The sequence below is a fragment of the Pandoraea sp. XJJ-1 genome (assembly GCF_026802345.1).
Taxonomy (GTDB): Bacteria; Pseudomonadota; Gammaproteobacteria; order Burkholderiales; family Burkholderiaceae; genus Pandoraea; species Pandoraea cepalis.
The window spans coordinates 4,725,083-4,742,412 of sequence record NZ_CP113827.1 but is presented as its reverse complement, the minus strand read 5'-3'; the positions used below and the strand labels follow the sequence as shown (position 1 = coordinate 4,742,412).

Here is a 17,330-nt window from a genome sequence, read left to right as displayed (position 1 = left end):
CATCGCGCGGCGGCAAGCCCGGTCGATCAGATCGAGCGCCACAGCGCAATGACGAGCAGCGTGCAAAAGGCGGCGACGAGATCGTCCAGCATGATGCCGAGGCCACCCTTGACCGTGCGGTCGAAATATCGGATCGGCGGCGGCTTGACGGCGTCGAAGAATCGGAACAGCACGAAGGCCACCAATTGGCCGACAAAGCTCGCCGGCGTAATGAGCAGCAGCACGATCCAGAACGCGACAATCTCGTCCCAGACGACGGGGCTCGGATCCGATGTGCCAAGCTTGCGCGCTGTGTAGGCGCAGATCCAGATGCCGCCAACGATGGACGCGACGATCAGCACGCCCCATCCCGTGACCGTCAGGTACAGATTGAGCACCAGATACGATGCCCATCCGAAAAGCGTGCCCACGGTGCCCGGCGCGAACGCCGACAGGCCCGTGCCAAAGCCGAGCGAAAAGAGGTGGGCAGGGTGCGACAGCAGGAACCGCGAGTTCGGCCGGCGCGGGCCGCTGCCCGAGTTGACGGCGGCCGGTTGATCAGTGCTCATTGGAAATGGTCGAAACTTTTGAAATCGGCAGCGACGGACGCGCCAGTCTTGTCCTGGAGGTGCAGCCGGGCGAGGCGCGCGTCGGGAAGCGCTATTGTACCGATACGCGTGAGGCGTATGCCGAGTTCGTTGCCGATCGCCTCGATATGCGGCCGTTGCGCACGGTCGGCGCAGAAGCCCAGTTGATAGTCGTCGCCGCCCGCCAGCGCACACATTCTCTGAATCACCGGCGTTTGCGCGGCCAGCAGGTCGGAGCACGGTACATCGTCGACGTTCACCGTTGCGCTCACACCGGAGCGCTCCAGGATATGGCCGAGGTCGCCCAGCAGCCCATCGGAGATGTCGAGGGCGGCGCGCGCCACGCCGCGCAGCGCCAGTCCGAGCGTCACCTGCGGCTCGGGCCAGTCCAGCGCGCGGCGCGCGAGGGCGAGATCGACGTCCGACAAGGTCCATTCCCCACGTATCGCACCGAGCGCCAGCCGGGCATCGCCGAGGGTGCCGGAGACCCAGATGTCGTCGCCGGGCTGCGCGGCATCGCGGCGCAACGCCTGGGCGCCGGGCACACTGCCGAAGACGGTCACACAAAGATTGCGTGGGCCGCGCGTGGTGTCGCCGCCGACAAGCGGGCAGGCGTAACGGTCGGCCAACGCCGACAGGCCCTCGGCAAAGGGCGCGAGCCAGGCCGGGTCGCTGTCGGGCAGGGCAATCGCCAATGTGAAGCCCATGGGCCGCGCGCCCATGGCCGCGAGATCCGACAGATTGACGGCAAGGGTCTTGTGACCGAGCGCGCGCGGGTCGACGTCGGCAAAAAAGTGGCGGCCCTCCACGAGCATGTCGGTCGAAATCGCGAGCTGCTCGCCGGTGGGGGGACGCAGCAACGCGCAGTCGTCTCCGATGCCGAGCGTCACATGCTCGCCCGGCCGGGTAGCGTGGGCGAAGAAGCGGTCGATCAGCGAGAACTCGGACAGCGGTGGAGTTGAGGCAGACGTCAGGGTCATGAGCAACGGCGCGGTTGCCCGCCTTGACCGGGCGCATCGCGTTGCGGGACCACTCCGGTGCAACGCGTGACGCCAGGGAGCATTAGGCGGTGGGCAATAAGTAAAGGGCTGCGGTGATGCACAGGCAAGCCCCTATTCTAAGAGGCGACCCGGGCTTTCCCAAGCGAACAAAGCACGGACGCCCGGAATTCAGACGGATTCCCATGCCCGTCTCGGATCCCCCCCACGGGGCTAGACGTCCGTGGTCCGAAAAGGCGGGCGATGGTGCAGCGCAGCGTTGAAATCGCCAGGAATTTTGGCCACTATCGGCGGGGAAGCCGTACCGCGCAGGTGCAGCCCCTATTCGCTTTTTGCATAAGTGGCGTGAATAAATGGGGCTACAATTTGCACTGAAAATCCGACCCCATTTTGTTCGTCAAGAGCCTCCCCTCATGCCCACGCCGATCGATCCGAAACTGCGCGAAGCTGCGCTCGAGTATCACGAATTCCCCACGCCCGGCAAAATCGCCATCGCGCCGACCAAGCAGTTGCTCAACCAGCGCGATCTGGCGCTGGCGTATTCGCCGGGCGTTGCCGCCGCGTGTGAGGAGATCGTCGTCGACCCGCTCAATGCATCGCGCTACACGGCGCGCGGCAATCTGGTCGGCGTGATCACGAACGGCACGGCCGTGCTGGGTCTGGGTGATATCGGCCCGCTGGCATCCAAGCCGGTGATGGAAGGCAAGGGCGTGTTGTTCAAGAAATTCGCCAATATCGACGTGTTCGATATCGAAATCGACGAGAAAGACCCCGAAAAGCTCGTCGACATCATTGCGGCGCTGGAGCCGACCTTCGGCGCCATCAACCTCGAAGATATCAAGGCGCCCGAGTGCTTCATCGTGGAGCGCAAGTTGCGCGAGCGCATGAAGATTCCGGTCTTCCACGACGATCAGCACGGCACGGCCATTGTGGTGGCCGCGGCGCTGATCAACGGCCTGAAGGTCGTCGGCAAGGATCTGAAGTCCGTGAAGGTGGTGACGTCCGGCGCGGGCGCTGCCGCGCTTGCGTGCCTGGACCTGCTCGTCGACATGGGGCTGTCCATCGAGAACATCTGGGTGACGGACCTGGCGGGGGTGGTGTACGAGGGCCGCACCGAATTGATGGATCCGGAGAAAATCCGGTTCTCGCAAAAGACCGATGCGCGCGGGCTGGCCGACGTGATTGGCGGCGCCGACGTGTTCCTCGGGCTGTCGGCTGCCGGCGTGCTGAAGCCGGAAATGGTCAAGACGATGGCCGACAAACCGCTGATCTTCGCGCTGGCCAACCCGAATCCAGAGATCACACCGGAACTTGCGAAGGAAGTGCGTCCGGATTGCGTGATGGCGACGGGCCGCACCGATTACCCGAATCAGGTCAACAACGTCCTTTGCTTTCCGTTCATCTTCCGCGGTGCGATCGATGTTGGCGCCACGACGATCACGCGCTCGATGGAAATCGCGGCGGTGAATGCGCTGGCGGAATTGGCGCGTCAGGAGCAGAGCGATATCGTGGCGTCGGCCTACGGGATCAAAAACCTGTCGTTCGGCCCCGACTATCTGATTCCGAAACCGTTCGACCCGCGTCTGCTGGTCAAGGTCGCGACCGCGGTGGCCGAAGCGGCGATGGCCGCCGGTGTCGCCACGCGTCCCCTCGCGGATGTGGATGCCTATGCGCAATCGCTCCAGCAGTTCGTGTACCACAGCGGCGGTCTGATGAAGCCGCTGTTCTCTGTTGCGCGCAGCGTGCCTGCGAACATGAAACGCATTGCGTTTGCCGAGGGCGAAGAGGAGCGCGTGCTGCGTGCCGTACAGGTGCTTGTGGATGAACGTGTCGCCACGCCGATCCTGGTGGGGCGCCCGGCCGTGATCGAGCACCGCGTGCAGCAATATGGCCTGCGCCTGACGCCGGGTGTCGACTTCACCGTCGTGAACCCGGAGCACGACGAGCGCTATCGCGATTACTGGGAAACGTATCACCAGCTGACCAACCGCAAGGGCGTGACGGCGTCTTATGCGCGCGTCGAGATGCGTCGCCGCACGACCCTGATTGCCGCCATGTTGGTGCGCAAGGGCGAAGCGGACGGTATGATTTGCGGCACGGTGTCGACGCCGGGCCGTCATCTGCACTTCATCGATCGCGTGATCGGCAAGCGGGCCGGGGGCCATGTCTATGCGGCGATGAACGCCCTGATTTTGCCGAACCGGCAGATTTTCCTGGTCGATACGCACATCAATCAGGATCCGAGCGCAGAGGAACTGGCCGAAATCACGCTGATGGCCGCCGAGGAGATTCGCCGCTTCGGTATCCAGCCGAAGGTGGCCTTGTTGTCGCATTCGAACTTCGGTACCAGCGACGCCGCGTGCGCCCGCAAGATGCGCGAAACGCTGGCAATCCTGCAGGAACGTGCGCCCGATCTGGAAGTTGACGGCGAAATGCACGGCGACTGCGCACTAGACCCGGAACTGCGCGCACGCATCATGCCGGAATCGACGCTGACCGGTGCTGCGAACCTGCTCATCATGCCGAATATCGACGCCGCGAACATTGCGTACAATCTGCTCAAGACGGCGGCGGGCAATAACGTGGCGATCGGGCCAATCCTGCTGGGCGCTGCCAAGCCGGTGCATATCCTGACCGAGTCGGCCACGGTGCGACGCATCATCAACATGGTGGCGCTGGTGGTGGCCGATGCGGCGGCGCAACAACAGGCGCGTTGACGTCTGGCGAGCGCGCGGCGGTTCGCCACCGTTCGACACATGTTAACGACAAATCGCCGCCCCCTTTTGGGGGCGGCGATTTGCATTCCGGCGAGACATTTTGCACGCTCACACCGTCATGTGTGCGCTCACTCTCTTTAAAATCCTTTATTTTCAATAATTTGTCGCGTTGTTTCGTTGCAAAATGTAAGCCGACATTGATTCTCTGGACCAATAGCGATAACCTTACGGCTTCAATCACCAGAACAAGCCCGCGGCGCAATACGACGTCGGGCGACAGGCTAGCTATGACCATGGCACGTTGGCTTCACCGGAGCATCGTGGCGCTGACGGCGGCTGGTAGTGTGTTTCTGTGGTCCAATGCTGTGGCGCGCGAAACCGCGCCATACGTCACGGGTTCAACGGTCACAGTGTCCGTTGCCGAGTTGCCTCGCGAAGCGCAGCGCACGCTGACGCTGATTGCCCAGGGCGGGCCGTTCCCCTACGCCAAAGACGGCGTTGTGTTCGGGAACTACGAAAAGCAGCTGCCCAAAATGCGGCGTGGCTATTACCATGAATACACGGTGCCGACCCCCGGTGCCCGCAATCGGGGCGCCAGGCGCATCATCTGTGGCGGGGACCAGCGGGCGGTCGATCCTTGTTACTACACACAAGATCACTACAACAGCTTTAGACGCATAAGGGAATGACAGCAGTATGAGTGAGCCGGTTTTCGCACAGGAACGCGGGAAAGATCGTATGGCAGATCCATTCGGTGCGGGCGAGGGCAACTTGTTCAAGCAGGTGCTGGGCCTGCATGCTGTCGCGCGGGCCGGCCGCCGCCATACCTTATCGGAAGAGGGAGATATGAGTCTTTTCAAGACCGTCAGGCCGAATATCGTGCAGTCGATCCGCGCATTCCGCGTGCCGGAATTGGCCGCAGAGGCCGAGCGACTCGGGCAGCACTTCCTCTACGCCAATTGTTCGCAGGCGCAGAGCAAGGCCGAGGTGCTGGAGACGATCGCCACGTCGTTCCTGTTTCCAAAGCATTTCGGAAAGAATTACGACGCCTTGCACGATTGTCTGACCGATCTGGTGCATCACGCAGGCCAGCAGCCTGGTTTTGTCGTCGTGCTCGAGGGATTGCCGGTGGCGACGAAGTTCGATAAGGACGGTCGCGAAACCCTGCTGGACGTGTTCCGCGATGCCGCCGAGTTCTGGGCTGAGCGTCGTATCACGTTCCGCGTCTTTTACTCGTTTGCCTGACGGACCACCAAGCGAATCGTCGGTGAGTGACCTCGGAAACATCGTCTGACGTCACCGGTCTCGCCCCGACGCGAACATGCGTCACGTCAACCTCACGAAAAAGGTCCGCATTGCGGACCTTTTTACGTTTTCAGCCGGCGATTATCGGATTCCTGGATGGCCTTGCCTCAGCCGGTCCGTCCACCGAGGAATTGCTGGGCGAGGCTTGCCAGGTCGAGATGGCCTTGCGGTAGATCACCGTTCGGTGTGAGGTGATTGACCACCTCGGGCAGCAGCGACGACAGTTGCTGTGCGGCCTCATCCGGGCTGACGCCCGCCGAATCGGCCAGTTGCTGCAGATGTCCTCCCGGGCCAAGCGCCTGGGCCACCTGATCGGCCGACACTGGCTGATTGCTGCCGGTGCCGACCCACGAGCGCATCGCATCGCCCAGGCCGCCATTTTCCAGCACCTGCGTCAGTCCGCCCAGTCCGCCGAGCGCGCCCACCAGGTCGCCAGGGGACGTCGCGGGGTTGCCGGCGGCATCCTGCTGCGGTGCTTGTCCTCCGCCCAGCAGCCCGCCCAGCAAACCGCCAAGACCGCCGGCACCACCGCCGCCCGCCGCCGCACCGCCCAGCATCCCGCTGAGTGCGCCCCCCAACGAGCCAATCAGGTCGCCGCCCTGACCGCCCTGTGCCTGCGCGTTGCCGGAACGGTTGGCGATCATCGCCAGCAAACCCATCAGCAGCAACATCTTGGTATTGCCGCCGCTACCGCTACCGCCATCGGCCGAATTGCCAGAAATGCCGCCGAGAATGGAATCCAGGATACCCATGGGATGACTCCTTTAGGCTTGTGAAGCCAATGTGCAAATCGTCGAGGCTTACCAACCGCCCCAGCGCGCGGCCAATGCCGCGAGGACCGCGATGCCCGCCGTTTCCGTTCGCAAGATGCGTTCGCCCAGGCGAATCGCCATAAAACCGGCCTCCCGCGCGAGGGATTCTTCGTGCGGTGCCAGTCCGCCTTCCGGGCCGAACAGCAAAACGCCTGGCTGAGACGGTGCGTGCAGCGGCAGCGAGTCGAAACCGCTGTCCGCTCTGGGTGACAATAGCACACGCCATCCGTCGTCTGTCACCGCGCCTTGCTCGCGCAGCCAAGCGCCGATCGGGCGAATCGGCAGGACGCGTGGCACGCGATTTCGGCCGCATTGCTCGCAAGCGGCCTGTGCCAGCGCCTGCCAATGCGCAACGCGCTTCGCCGCACGTTCCCCGTCGAGCCGGATCACCGAGCGTTCGGTGATCAGCGGCTGAATGTCCGCCACGCCTAGCTCGATGGCCTTTTCTATCAGCCAGTCCATCTTGTCGCCGCCGGCGATGCCCTGTGCCAGGGTGACGCGGTACGGCGTCTCCACCTCGCGCGCCTCCCGTTCGCCGAGTTGCGCCGTGGCGTGGCGCTTTTCCAGCGTCGTGAGCACGGCCGGATATTGGCCGCCCGTGCCGTCGAAAAGCGTGAGCGCATCGCCGATCTTCAGGCGCAATACCTGAGCGTGACGCACCACCGCCTCGGGAAGATCAAGCAGTGCGCCGGCGTGCAGCGGCACATCGATAAAGAAGCGAGGCATACGGACGGGGGTCGAAAGGGCGCGGTCGGGCGTGGCGCCGGGGACAGAAGCATACCCCAACGTCAGAGGGAGAAGCGGCTCAGCTTCGCGGAGCGACGGGGCGGGCGAAGCCCCAGCGATAGCCGTCCGGGTCTTCCAGTTGGCAAAAGCGGTCGCCCCAGAATTGGTCGCTGGGAGGCGTTAGCCCCTTCGCGCCGGCGGCGGTCGCCTGCGCGTATAGTGCATCGACGTCTTCCGTATAGACATAGAAGCTCTGCGACGCCTCCACACCGGAGGTGCGCGGCGTGCGCGCGGTGCTCGCGAACGCGCCCTCGGGGGCGAACATCACGATCAATTGCCCTTGATAAAACATTTCGACGTGCATGACGATGCCGTCGTCGTTCACCATGTCATGCACCGAGAAGCCGAACGCCTGCGCATAGAACGTCGCCGCCGCCTTGGCGTCGCGCACGGTCAGGTAGGGCGTCAACCACGGCACATGGGCGGGGCGGGGATCGGGCATGACGGTGCTCCGGTATGAGCGTCGGCTGTGGGTAAAGCAGTCTCGTCCTGACGCACGAATACGCGAACGGTCCGCCGCCAACGGTTGTGATGAGTTTTCAATATACAAGGAATGCGGGCTTGATTCACTTGCGTCGCGTCATCTCGTCGTCGCGCGGTTGGTTATCGATCGCCGAGCACGGCCATCAGTTCCGGCGGGATGTCGAAAAGCGCGGCACGCCGGGCCGGCGCATAGTGGCGCAGGGATTCTCGCGATAGCAGAGCCTGCGTGGCCGCGGTTGCATCGCTGCCACGCACGTCGAGCGAATCGCTGGCGAACGCGAGCGCCCACAACGTGCCGTACAGCGGCACATACGTGGTTATCGGTTGGACAAATTTGAACACCGAGCGCAGGGCATCGAGCATGCGCGCGACTTGATCGGCTTCGAACCATGGCGCCCCCAGTTGCAGGGCGATAGCGCCGCGTGGGCCGAGTAGTGCGCGGAGTTTGGCGAAGAACGGTGCGCCATGCAGCGTGGCCGCCTCGCCGTCAGCGTCGGTCAGGTCGAAAATCACGGCGTCGAACGCTTCTCCGCGAGCCAGCGCGGCGTCGACGAGATCCCGGGCGTCGCCGATGACAAGCGTGGTGCGCGGATCGTCGAATGCGCCGTCCGCCAACGTCGGCATGTACTTCAGGATCGTCGCAGGCACCTGGGCATCGAGTTCGGCGACGACAACCTCGCGCACGCTCGCGTGACGCAAGGCTTCGCGCGCCGAGCCGCCATCCCCCCCGCCAAGCACCAACACACGCTGGGCGTTCTCGTGTGCAAGCAAGAGCGGATGCACCATGCATTCGTGGCAGATATGCGCATCGGCGAGCGAAGCCATGAACCGGCCGTCGAGTCGATACGCTCGCCCAAGTGCCCCGAACGCAGGCAAATCCATGACCTCGATGCGCTGATAGGCCGATATGGCGGCGAATACCGGGCGCGCGGCGAACGTATAACCGGCCCAAGGCCCGAGCGGCGCCGTGCACGGGCGCAATGCGGCGGTCGATGGGTCGTCGCTGAGGTCACGTTTGGCGTGCATTGGCGAGGCAACTTCCTCTAATGGGTGGCGATCATGCCTGTTCTTTGCATGATTCCACGTTCTCGTCATTTGGGGAAGTTCGCCGCGAGCGACCCGGGCAACGGCCGTATCTGGTAAAATCTTGGACTTTATTCCGCATTCGAATTTCGCGCGGCAGCTCGCGGCAACGGGGGCACGCCCGCTATTCCGGCTGTTCACCATGACGAACTCCTCTTCTGCTACGCCTGCGCTGATGGCCTCTGCCATTCGCGTCCTCTCCATGGACGCGGTCCAACAGGCCAACTCCGGTCACCCTGGCGCGCCGATGGGCATGGCCGATATCGCGGTCGCTCTCTGGGGCCGTCACCTCAAGCACAACCCCGTCAACCCGCATTGGTTCGATCGCGACCGCTTCGTGCTGTCGAATGGCCACGGCTCGATGCTCATCTATTCGTTGCTGCATCTGACGGGCTATGACTTGCCGATCGAAGAGCTCAAGCACTTCCGCCAACTGCACAGCAAGACGCCGGGGCACCCGGAAGTGGGCGTCACGCCGGGCATCGAGACGACCACGGGCCCGCTGGGTCAGGGCATCACCAACGCGGTGGGTTTCGCGCTGGCCGAGGCCCTGCTCGCCAAGGAATTCAACCGCCCGGGCAACGATATCGTCGACCACTACACGTACGCGTTCCTCGGCGACGGCTGTCTGATGGAAGGCATCTCGCATGAAGCGTGTTCGCTCGCGGGAACGCTGCGTCTGAACAAGCTCATTGCGCTGTACGACGATAACGGTATCTCGATCGATGGCGACGTCGAATACTGGTTTGCCGACGACACACCGAAGCGCTTCGAAGCCTACGGCTGGAACGTGATTCGCGACATCGACGGCCACGATGTCGACGCGGTCGACGCCGCCATCGCCCAGGCCAAGACCTCGGATCGTCCGACGCTGATCTGCTGCAAGACGCTGATCGGCAAGGGCGCGCCGAACAAGCAGGGCGGTCACGATGTGCATGGTGCGCCGTTGGGCGCCGACGAAATCGCCGCCACGCGCGCGTCGCTCGGTTGGCACCTGCCGCCGTTCGAGCTGCCGGCCGATGTCTACACCGCATGGGATGCCAAGGTCGCCGGTCAGCGTGCCGAAGGCGAATGGAACGAGCGCTTTGCCGCCTACCGCAGCCAGTTCCCGGCAGAGGCTGCCGAATTTGAGCGTCGCATGAAGGGTGAGCTGCCCGGCGACTTCAAGTCGGCCGCCGCCGCGTTCATCGCCAAGACCAACGAGAAGGGCGAGACGGTCGCCACGCGCAAGGCCTCGCAGCTTGCGATCGAAGGTCTGGCCGCCGTACTGCCGGAGTTCCTGGGTGGCTCGGCCGACCTGACCGGCTCGAACCTCACGAATTGGAAGGCCAGCAAGGCGGTGCGCGCCAATGCGGAAGGCGTGCAGTTTGGCAATCACATCAACTACGGCGTGCGCGAGTTCGGCATGAGCGCCATCATGAACGGCATGGCGCTGCATGGCGGCTACATCCCGTTCGGTGGAACGTTTCTGACGTTCTCGGACTACAGCCGCAATGCGCTGCGTATGGCGGCGCTGATGAAGCTGCGCTCGATCTTCGTGTTCACGCACGACTCGATCGGCCTGGGTGAAGACGGTCCGACGCACCAGTCCGTCGAGCACGTATCGAGCCTGCGCCTGATCCCGCAGATGGACGTGTGGCGTCCCTGCGATACGACGGAGACGGCAGTCGCCTGGGTGGCGGCCGTCGAACGTCACGATGGTCCGTCGAGCCTGGTGCTCAGCCGTCAGAACCTGCCGTTCGTCTCGCGCGACGATGCGCAGATTGCCGATATCCGTCGTGGCGGCTATGTGCTGCGCGACGTGGCGAATCCGCAGATCGTGCTGATCGCGACCGGCTCGGAAATCGAGCTGGCGCTCAAGGGCGCCGAGGCGTTGGCTGCCGAGGGCATCGCGGCGCGTGTCGTGTCGATGCCGTCGGCCAATGTGTTCGACCGTCAGGACAAGGCGTATCGCGAGCGTGTGCTGCCGCGCGGTGTGTCGCGCGTGGCGATCGAAGCCGGCGTGACGGCGTATTGGCATAAGTACGTCGGCCTGGAAGGCGGCGTGGTCGGCATCGACACCTTCGGCGAGTCGGCCCCGGCCGGCGTGCTGTTCAAACACTTCGGCTTCACCGTCGACCACGTGGTCGCGACGGTCAAGTCCGTGCTTGGCTGATTTCGTTAGACCTTACGGAGAAACCCCCATGACCATTCGCGTCGCTATCAACGGCTACGGCCGTATCGGCCGCAACGTGCTGCGTGCCCATTATGAAGGTGGTAAGAAGCACGACATCGAAATCGTCGCCATCAACGATCTCGGCAATGCGCAGACGAACGCTCACCTGACGCAATACGATACGGCGCACGGCAAGTTCCCGGGCACGGTGTCGGTCGACGGCGATTTCATGATCGTCAACGGCGACAAGATTCGCGTGCTGGCCAACCGCAACCCGGCCGAACTGCCGTGGGGCGAGCTGGGCGTGGATGTCGTGCTTGAGTGCACGGGCTTCTTCACGACGAAGGAAAAGGCCGGCGCTCACCTGAAGGGCGGCGCGAAGAAGGTCATTATCTCGGCGCCGGGCGGCAAGGATGTCGACGCCACGATCGTGTTCGGCGTGAACGAAGGCGTGCTCAAGTCGACCGACACGGTCATCTCGAACGCATCGTGCACCACGAACTGCCTGGCGCCGCTGGTCAAGCCGCTGCACGAGAAAATCGGTCTGGAAACGGGTCTGATGACGACGGTGCACGCCTACACCAACGACCAGGTGCTGACGGACGTCTATCACGAAGACCTGCGTCGCGCGCGCTCGGCCACGATGAGCATGATCCCGACCAAGACGGGCGCCGCGTCGGCCGTCGGTCTGGTGTTGCCGGAACTCAATGGCAAGCTCGACGGTTACGCCATTCGCGTTCCGACGATCAACGTGTCGATCGTCGACCTGTCGTTCGTTGCCAAGCGCGACACGACGGTTGACGAAGTCAACGCGATTCTGAAGGAAGCAGCCGAGGGGTCGCTCAAGGCCATCGCAACGTACAACACGGCACCGCTGGTGTCGGTCGACTTCAACCACAACCCGGCCTCGTCGAACTTCGACGGTACACTGACCAAGGTGTCGGGCCGCCTCGTGAAGGTCGGCTCGTGGTACGACAACGAGTGGGGCTTCTCGAACCGCATGCTCGACACGACCGTTGCACTCATGTCGGCGAAGTAATCGCGTTTGACGTCCAGTCGTAAAAAAGCCGCTGTCGTGAGACGGCGGCTTTTTCGTTGGTGCGCTACGTCGTGAGGGATGCCGGTGTTTAGGCGATAACCGCAGCTATTTCGGGCTGCGCGTACCCATCCGCAACGCTTAATGCGCTGGCACCATGGTGGTGGCATCGATTGCAGTCTCTCATCGCTGCTTACGGGGTGTTTGCCGACGATGCGTAGCCGTGCTCAGCGCTTCAAGACCCGAAGCTAGGGGGAATCCCATAATGTCTTCATCAGAAGACATTATGCCAAAACAACGCTTAATTCTTTTGGCGATGCGGGCAGGGGTTTTTCGTGCAGCTCCCGTACATCGCGAGCGAGTGGTCCTGGAGCGCGAAGCCACGTTCCTTGGCGATCATTTTCTGGCGGCGTTCGATCTCGGCGTCGAAGAACTCTTCGACTCGCCCGCAGTCGAGGCACACGAGGTGATCGTGGTGGTGGCCTTCGTTGAGCTCGAAAACGGCCTTGCCGGACTCAAAGTTGCTGCGCGACAATAGGCCCGCTTGCTCGAACTGCGTCAGGACACGGTACACCGTGGCCAGACCGATATCGAGGTTTTCGTTGAGCAGATGACGATAGACGTCTTCGGCGGTTAAATGGTGCACCTCGCTCTCGCTGTTCTGGAAAATCTCCAGAATTTTGAGGCGCGGAAGCGTGGCTTTCAGTCCGATATTTTTCAGATCGGCGGGATTCGGCATCGCTCTACGTCCCTAGAGTACAATACAGCCGCAATAATAATGCCTTTTTGCCTTGCCCGGGCGCAAACCAGGGCAATCGGGACGGTTTGTGCCGTCAACGGGGGCGATGTGGCGGCGCGCCCGGCGTGCCGGATTCAAGGTCGATTTTTTTGAAAGCGAGTCAGATTTGCGTCGTTATCTCTCCCTTCCGCTCTCCGTCTGCGCTGCAGCGGCATTCCTGGCCCTGGCCGGTTGCTCGACGTATGACAGCGTGACCGACAAAGTGATCGGCGTGGTCACGCCGTATCGAATCAACATCGTTCAAGGCAACTTCGTCTCGAAAGAGGCCTATGAGCAGCTCAAAGCCGGCATGACGCGCGATCAGGTCCGTCAACTGCTCGGCACGCCGCTGCTCACGGACATCTTCCACGCGAATCGCTGGGACTATGTCTTCTATTTCAAGCGCGGCAATGCGTCGGTGGTTCAGGAGCGTCACCTGAAGGTGTACTTCGACGGCGACACGCTGGCGCGCTGGGAAGGCGGAGAAAATCTGCCGACCGAATATCAGTTGGTGCGGGAAATCGATGGTCAGAAGGGCAAGACCGTAAAGACCGACGCCTCGGCCCCGTCGACGGCGAGTGCCGCGACCGCGGAGACTGCCGCGCCCGCCGCGTCCGACGTCGCGACCGTGTCGACCGCTGCGGCGGCTACCGCTTCCGAACCGGCCCCTGCGTCCAACGCACAGTCCACCGCTGGCGACAGCGCTTCGGGCAGTGCGACGACGGCCACGGGCACGGGGCTTGTCCCGTCGCCGCGGGTGACTTCCGGCGGTGGCCTGTTCTCGATGCCCAAGTAAGCTGTCTGAAGAGTCAAGAATTCCATGATGAAGATTGCGATTGCTGGCGCCTCCGGCCGTATGGGCCGGATGCTGATTGAAACCGTACTGGCCACCGACGACGCCGAATTGGTCGGTGCGCTCGACCGCGAGGACAGCCCGGCGCTGGGACACGACGCCGGCGCCTTTCTGGGGCGCGAGACGGGTGTCAACATCACCGCCGATCTCGATGTCGCGCTCGCCAACGCACAATATCTGATCGACTTCACGCGTCCCGAAGGCACGCTGGCGCATCTGGCTGCCGCCGAAAAGCACGGTGTCAAGATGATCATCGGCACGACCGGATTCTCGGAAGCCGACAAGGCGCGTCTGGCGGCGGGTGCCGAGCGCGTGGCCGTGGTGTTTGCGCCGAACATGAGCGTGGGTGTGAATGCCACGTTCAAGCTGCTCGAAGTCGCGGCGAAGATTTTGAGCACGGGCTACGACATCGAGATTATCGAAGCGCATCACCGCCATAAGGTCGATGCCCCGTCGGGCACGGCGCTGCGCATGGGTGAAGTCGTGGCCGACGCATTGGGCCGCGATCTGAAGGAATGCGCCATCTACGGCCGCGAAGGCGTGACCGGCGAGCGCGATCCGTCGACCATCGGTTTCGCGACCGTGCGCGGCGGCGATATCGTGGGCGATCACACGGTGCTGTTTGCCGGCATCGGTGAGCGCATCGAGATCACGCACAAGTCGTCGAGCCGTCTGTCGTATGCGCAAGGCTCGCTGCGTGCTGCCCGTTTCCTCGCGCAACACAACACGGGCCTGTTCGATATGCAGGACGTTTTGGGCCTGCGCTGATTCAGCCCTTGCCGGCGTGCGGCGCGCGGATGGCCCGCCGAGGTGGCGCATGAGAGGGCAGACGGTGCGCCAGCCGGCACCGGACGCCGACATCAAAGACGCACGCCGCCACGGATCGCATGACGCATCGGGCGGCAGCCACGCCAAGGCGGCCTCCAGGCCGCATCTGCTCTCCACCGTCGCGCCGAATCCGTTGCCGTCGGCGTTATAATCATCGTTTTCCCCGGATTTGCCCCCAAACGCTTGCGTGCTGCGCGCCCTTTGCCGCGCACCGGCGGGGCCGAAGCCGAGCCGAATCCTACCCGCCGACCCATCATGCAAGAAAAATACGTTCCCGCCGACGTCGAAGCCTCCGCCCAGTCTCATTGGCAGGCCATCGATGCCTACAAGACCACCGAGCGCGCGGACAAACAGAAATTCTATTGCGTCTCGATGCTGCCGTATCCGTCGGGCAAGCTGCATATGGGCCACGTGCGCAACTACACCATCAACGACGTGATGTATCGTCAGATGCGCATGCGTGGGTACAACGTGCTGATGCCGATGGGGTGGGACGCCTTCGGCATGCCGGCTGAAAATGCGGCAATGGCCAACGGCGTGCCGCCGGCCAAGTGGACGTACGACAACATTGCGTACATGAAGAAGCAGATGCAGGCGATGGGTCTGGCGATCGATTGGTCGCGCGAAGTCGCCACCTGCAAGCCGGACTATTACCGCTGGAACCAGTGGCTGTTCCTGAAGATGCTCGAGAAGGGCGTTGTCTACCTGAAGACCGGCACGGTGAACTGGGACCCGATCGATCAGACCGTGCTCGCCAACGAGCAGGTGATCGACGGTCGAGGCTGGCGCTCGGGTGCGCTCATCGAGAAGCGCGAAATCCCGATGTATTACATGCGCATCACCGAATACGCCGACGAACTGCTCGGCGACCTGGACGACCTCGGCTGGCCCGAGCGCGTGAAGGTGATGCAGCAGAACTGGATCGGCAAGAGCTTTGGCGTGAACTTCGGCTTCCCGTACGAGCTGGACGGCGAGCACAAACTGCTGCGCGTGTTCACTACGCGTGCCGACACGATCATGGGCGTGACTTTCTGCGCAATCGCCGCCGAGCATCCGCTGGCAACGCGTCTGGCCGCCGATCGTCCCGACCTGCAGGCGTTCATCGCCGAATGCAAGCAGGGTGGCGTGGCCGAAGCCGACATCGCCACGATGGAAAAGAAAGGCATGCCGACGGGCTTTTTCGTCACGCATCCGCTGACCGGCGAGAAGGTCGAGGTGTGGATCGGCAACTACGTGCTGATGGGGTACGGCGAGGGCGCGGTGATGGGCGTTCCGGCCCACGACGAGCGTGACTTCGCGTTTGCGCGCAAGTATGACCTGCCGATCAAGCAGGTTGTCGCGGTGGCCGGCGAGACCTATTCGACGCAAGCCTGGCAGGCCTGGTACGGCGACAAGGAAAATGGCACGCTGGTCAACAGCGGCAAATATGACGGCCTGGCCTTTGCGGCCGCCGTCGACGCCATCGCCGCGGATCTCAAGGCGCAGGGTGCAGGCGACAAGCAGGTCACGTTCCGTCTGCGCGACTGGGGGATTTCGCGCCAGCGTTACTGGGGCACGCCGATTCCGATCATTCACTGCGCGTCGTGCGGCGCGGTGCCGGTTCCCGAAAAGGACCTGCCGGTCGTGTTGCCCGAAGACCTCGTGCCGGACGGCACCGGCAACCCGCTGGCCAAGTCGGAGGCGTTCCTCAAGTGCGATTGCCCGAAGTGCGGCAAGCCGGCGCGCCGCGAGACCGACACGATGGACACGTTCGTGGACTCGTCGTGGTATTTCTCGCGCTATGCCTGCCCGGACGCCGACACCATGGTCGACGCGCGCACCGATTACTGGATGCCGATGGATCAGTACATCGGCGGCATCGAGCACGCGATTCTCCACTTGCTGTATTCGCGCTTCTGGACCAAGGTGATGCGCGATCTGGGCCTGGTGAGTTTCAAGGAGCCGGCGCAGAACCTGCTCACGCAGGGTATGGTGCTCAACGAGACGTACTATCGTGAGGATGCCGCGGGCAAGAAGACGTGGTTCAACCCGCTCGACGTGCAAGTGCAGTTCGACGACAAGGGCCGTCCGGTCAGTGCAACGTCGAAGGCTGACGGTGCGGACGTGACGCTCGGCGGCATCGAGAAGATGTCGAAGTCCAAGAACAACGGCGTGGATCCGCAGTCGCTGATCGATCAGCATGGCGCCGATACGGCGCGTCTGTTCGTGATGTTCGCGGCACCGCCCGAACAGCAACTCGAATGGTCGGGGGCGGGTGTGGAAGGCGCGAGCCGCTTCCTGCGCCGCCTGTGGGGCTTCGGCCAGTCGCAGGCCGCGCTGCTGCGTCAGGCGGACGCCGCCATCGATACGGCGAACCCGGCGGCCAAGGCGCTGCGTCTCGAGATTCATGGCGTGCTCAAGCAGGCCAACTACGACTATCAGCGTGTGCAGTACAACACGGTCGTGTCCGCGGCGATGAAGATGCTCAACGCCATCGAGAGCGACAAGGGGGCGGCGGGCGCCGGAGCGGTGCGCGAGTGCTACGGCATTCTGCTGCGCGTGCTGTACCCGGTGGTGCCGCACGTCACCCACGGCTTGTGGGTCGAGTTGGGCTACGCGGCGCAACAGGGCGACCTGCTCGATGCGCCGTGGCCGGAAGTCGACGACGCCGCGCTGGTGCAGGACGAGATCGAACTCGTGCTGCAGGTGGCGGGTAAGGTGCGTGGCGCCGTGCGCGTGGCGAAGGACGCTTCGCGCGAGGCCATCGAACAAGCCGCGCTGGCGCACGAAATGACCGCCAAGTTCGGCGAAGGCAAGCCGGTGAAGAAGGTCATCGTTGTACCGGGCCGACTTGTGAACGTAGTGCTCTGAGGTGGCCGTTGCGGCCGCCGATCGATGAATTGATGACGTTTGGTGACAAGAGGGCACATCACGTGCAAATGACATCCGGG

The 17,330-nt window shown here is 63.3% G+C and carries 16 protein-coding genes; 9 read left to right on the top strand and 7 right to left on the bottom strand.

Going from position 1 to position 17,330, the window contains the following annotated elements; genetic code table 11:
- Positions 1-26: 26 nt before the first annotated feature.
- Both OYT13_RS21875 and thiL read right to left on the bottom strand, forming a co-directional pair.
- Positions 27-548, bottom strand: coding sequence for a phosphatidylglycerophosphatase A family protein (locus tag OYT13_RS21875; RefSeq protein ID WP_017231749.1), 522 nt, complete (start codon positions 546-548; stop codon positions 27-29).
- On the bottom strand, positions 545-1,546 hold the full coding sequence (thiL, locus tag OYT13_RS21870) for a thiamine-phosphate kinase (protein WP_150564246.1): 1,002 nt from the start codon (positions 1,544-1,546) through the stop codon (positions 545-547). Before thiL ends, OYT13_RS21875 begins: the two co-directional genes overlap by 4 nt.
- Positions 1,547-1,977: 431 nt before the next feature.
- On the opposite strand from thiL, the gene OYT13_RS21865 reads away from it, so the two are divergent.
- The 3 genes from OYT13_RS21865 (at position 1,978) to OYT13_RS21855 (ending at position 5,526) form a co-directional block, all read left to right on the top strand.
- Entirely contained in the window at positions 1,978-4,281 is a 2,304-nt protein-coding gene (locus OYT13_RS21865; RefSeq protein ID WP_017231751.1) for an NADP-dependent malic enzyme, read from the top strand.
- Positions 4,282-4,574: 293 nt separating this feature from the next.
- Positions 4,575-4,970 carry a ribonuclease domain-containing protein gene (locus OYT13_RS21860; protein WP_026131556.1) on the top strand — a complete coding sequence of 132 codons (396 nt, stop codon included), beginning with the start codon at positions 4,575-4,577 and terminating at the stop codon, positions 4,968-4,970.
- Positions 4,971-5,019: 49 nt separating this feature from the next.
- Positions 5,020-5,526, top strand: coding sequence for a barstar family protein (locus tag OYT13_RS21855; protein WP_410007573.1), 507 nt, complete (start codon positions 5,020-5,022; stop codon positions 5,524-5,526).
- A 167-nt stretch (positions 5,527-5,693) separates the two neighbouring features.
- Here OYT13_RS21855 and OYT13_RS21850 read toward each other — a convergent pair whose 3' ends face one another.
- The 4 genes from OYT13_RS21850 to OYT13_RS21835 all read right to left on the bottom strand — a co-directional run bounded on the left by OYT13_RS21850 (position 5,694) and on the right by OYT13_RS21835 (position 8,693).
- Positions 5,694-6,338, bottom strand: a complete 645-nt coding sequence (locus OYT13_RS21850; RefSeq protein WP_017231754.1) for a YidB family protein — start codon at positions 6,336-6,338, stop codon at positions 5,694-5,696.
- Between the two features lie 48 nt (positions 6,339-6,386).
- Positions 6,387-7,124: a 16S rRNA (uracil(1498)-N(3))-methyltransferase gene (locus OYT13_RS21845; protein ID WP_268566942.1), complete on the bottom strand. Its 738-nt coding sequence runs from the start codon at positions 7,122-7,124 to the stop codon at positions 6,387-6,389.
- A 79-nt stretch (positions 7,125-7,203) separates the two neighbouring features.
- Positions 7,204-7,626, bottom strand: a complete 423-nt coding sequence (locus OYT13_RS21840) for a VOC family protein (RefSeq protein WP_017231756.1) — start codon at positions 7,624-7,626, stop codon at positions 7,204-7,206.
- 161 nt (positions 7,627-7,787) lie between these two features.
- Entirely contained in the window at positions 7,788-8,693 is a 906-nt protein-coding gene (locus OYT13_RS21835) for a polyamine aminopropyltransferase (RefSeq protein WP_268566941.1), read from the bottom strand.
- Between the two features lie 199 nt (positions 8,694-8,892).
- On the opposite strand from OYT13_RS21835, the gene tkt reads away from it, so the two are divergent.
- Complete coding sequence (gene tkt / locus OYT13_RS21830; RefSeq protein WP_051060048.1) at positions 8,893-10,905, top strand: transketolase; 2,013 nt, start codon at positions 8,893-8,895, stop codon at positions 10,903-10,905.
- Positions 10,906-10,933: 28 nt separating this feature from the next.
- A complete protein-coding gene (gene gap / locus OYT13_RS21825; protein WP_017231759.1) occupies positions 10,934-11,944 on the top strand; it encodes a type I glyceraldehyde-3-phosphate dehydrogenase in 1,011 nt (336 codons plus the stop codon).
- Positions 11,945-12,242: 298 nt separating this feature from the next.
- Here gap and fur read toward each other — a convergent pair whose 3' ends face one another.
- Entirely contained in the window at positions 12,243-12,680 is a 438-nt protein-coding gene (gene fur / locus OYT13_RS21820) for a ferric iron uptake transcriptional regulator (protein WP_017231760.1), read from the bottom strand.
- Between the two features lie 166 nt (positions 12,681-12,846).
- Between fur and OYT13_RS21815 the strand changes: the two genes are divergently transcribed.
- From OYT13_RS21815 to leuS, 4 genes are all read left to right on the top strand, one after another.
- The gene (locus tag OYT13_RS21815) at positions 12,847-13,515 is read left to right on the top strand and encodes an outer membrane protein assembly factor BamE (protein WP_261939712.1); all 669 of its coding nucleotides are present in this window, start codon (positions 12,847-12,849) and stop codon (positions 13,513-13,515) included.
- A 27-nt stretch (positions 13,516-13,542) separates the two neighbouring features.
- Positions 13,543-14,340 (top strand): 4-hydroxy-tetrahydrodipicolinate reductase, encoded by a 798-nt coding sequence (gene dapB, locus OYT13_RS21810; RefSeq protein ID WP_026131560.1) that lies wholly within the window; start codon positions 13,543-13,545, stop codon positions 14,338-14,340.
- A 49-nt stretch (positions 14,341-14,389) separates the two neighbouring features.
- The gene (locus tag OYT13_RS21805) at positions 14,390-14,551 is read left to right on the top strand and encodes a hypothetical protein (RefSeq protein ID WP_268566940.1); all 162 of its coding nucleotides are present in this window, start codon (positions 14,390-14,392) and stop codon (positions 14,549-14,551) included.
- 104 nt (positions 14,552-14,655) lie between these two features.
- On the top strand, positions 14,656-17,250 hold the full coding sequence (leuS, locus tag OYT13_RS21800) for a leucine--tRNA ligase (protein WP_268566939.1): 2,595 nt from the start codon (positions 14,656-14,658) through the stop codon (positions 17,248-17,250).
- Positions 17,251-17,330 lie beyond the last annotated feature (80 nt).

Coding starts and splice junctions, on each gene's coding strand:
- OYT13_RS21875 (WP_017231749.1), bottom strand. CDS start 548: ATGAGCACTGATCAACCGGCCGCCGTCAACTCGGGCAGCGGCCCGCGC.
- thiL (WP_150564246.1), bottom strand. CDS start 1,546: ATGACCCTGACGTCTGCCTCAACTCCACCGCTGTCCGAGTTCTCGCTG.
- OYT13_RS21865 (WP_017231751.1), top strand. CDS start 1,978: ATGCCCACGCCGATCGATCCGAAACTGCGCGAAGCTGCGCTCGAGTAT.
- OYT13_RS21860 (WP_026131556.1), top strand. CDS start 4,575: ATGGCACGTTGGCTTCACCGGAGCATCGTGGCGCTGACGGCGGCTGGT.
- OYT13_RS21855 (WP_410007573.1), top strand. CDS start 5,020: ATGGCAGATCCATTCGGTGCGGGCGAGGGCAACTTGTTCAAGCAGGTG.
- OYT13_RS21850 (WP_017231754.1), bottom strand. CDS start 6,338: ATGGGTATCCTGGATTCCATTCTCGGCGGCATTTCTGGCAATTCGGCC.
- OYT13_RS21845 (WP_268566942.1), bottom strand. CDS start 7,124: ATGCCTCGCTTCTTTATCGATGTGCCGCTGCACGCCGGCGCACTGCTT.
- OYT13_RS21840 (WP_017231756.1), bottom strand. CDS start 7,626: ATGCCCGATCCCCGCCCCGCCCATGTGCCGTGGTTGACGCCCTACCTG.
- OYT13_RS21835 (WP_268566941.1), bottom strand. CDS start 8,693: ATGCACGCCAAACGTGACCTCAGCGACGACCCATCGACCGCCGCATTG.
- tkt (WP_051060048.1), top strand. CDS start 8,893: ATGACGAACTCCTCTTCTGCTACGCCTGCGCTGATGGCCTCTGCCATT.
- gap (WP_017231759.1), top strand. CDS start 10,934: ATGACCATTCGCGTCGCTATCAACGGCTACGGCCGTATCGGCCGCAAC.
- fur (WP_017231760.1), bottom strand. CDS start 12,680: ATGCCGAATCCCGCCGATCTGAAAAATATCGGACTGAAAGCCACGCTT.
- dapB (WP_026131560.1), top strand. CDS start 13,543: ATGAAGATTGCGATTGCTGGCGCCTCCGGCCGTATGGGCCGGATGCTG.
- OYT13_RS21805 (WP_268566940.1), top strand. CDS start 14,390: ATGAGAGGGCAGACGGTGCGCCAGCCGGCACCGGACGCCGACATCAAA.
- leuS (WP_268566939.1), top strand. CDS start 14,656: ATGCAAGAAAAATACGTTCCCGCCGACGTCGAAGCCTCCGCCCAGTCT.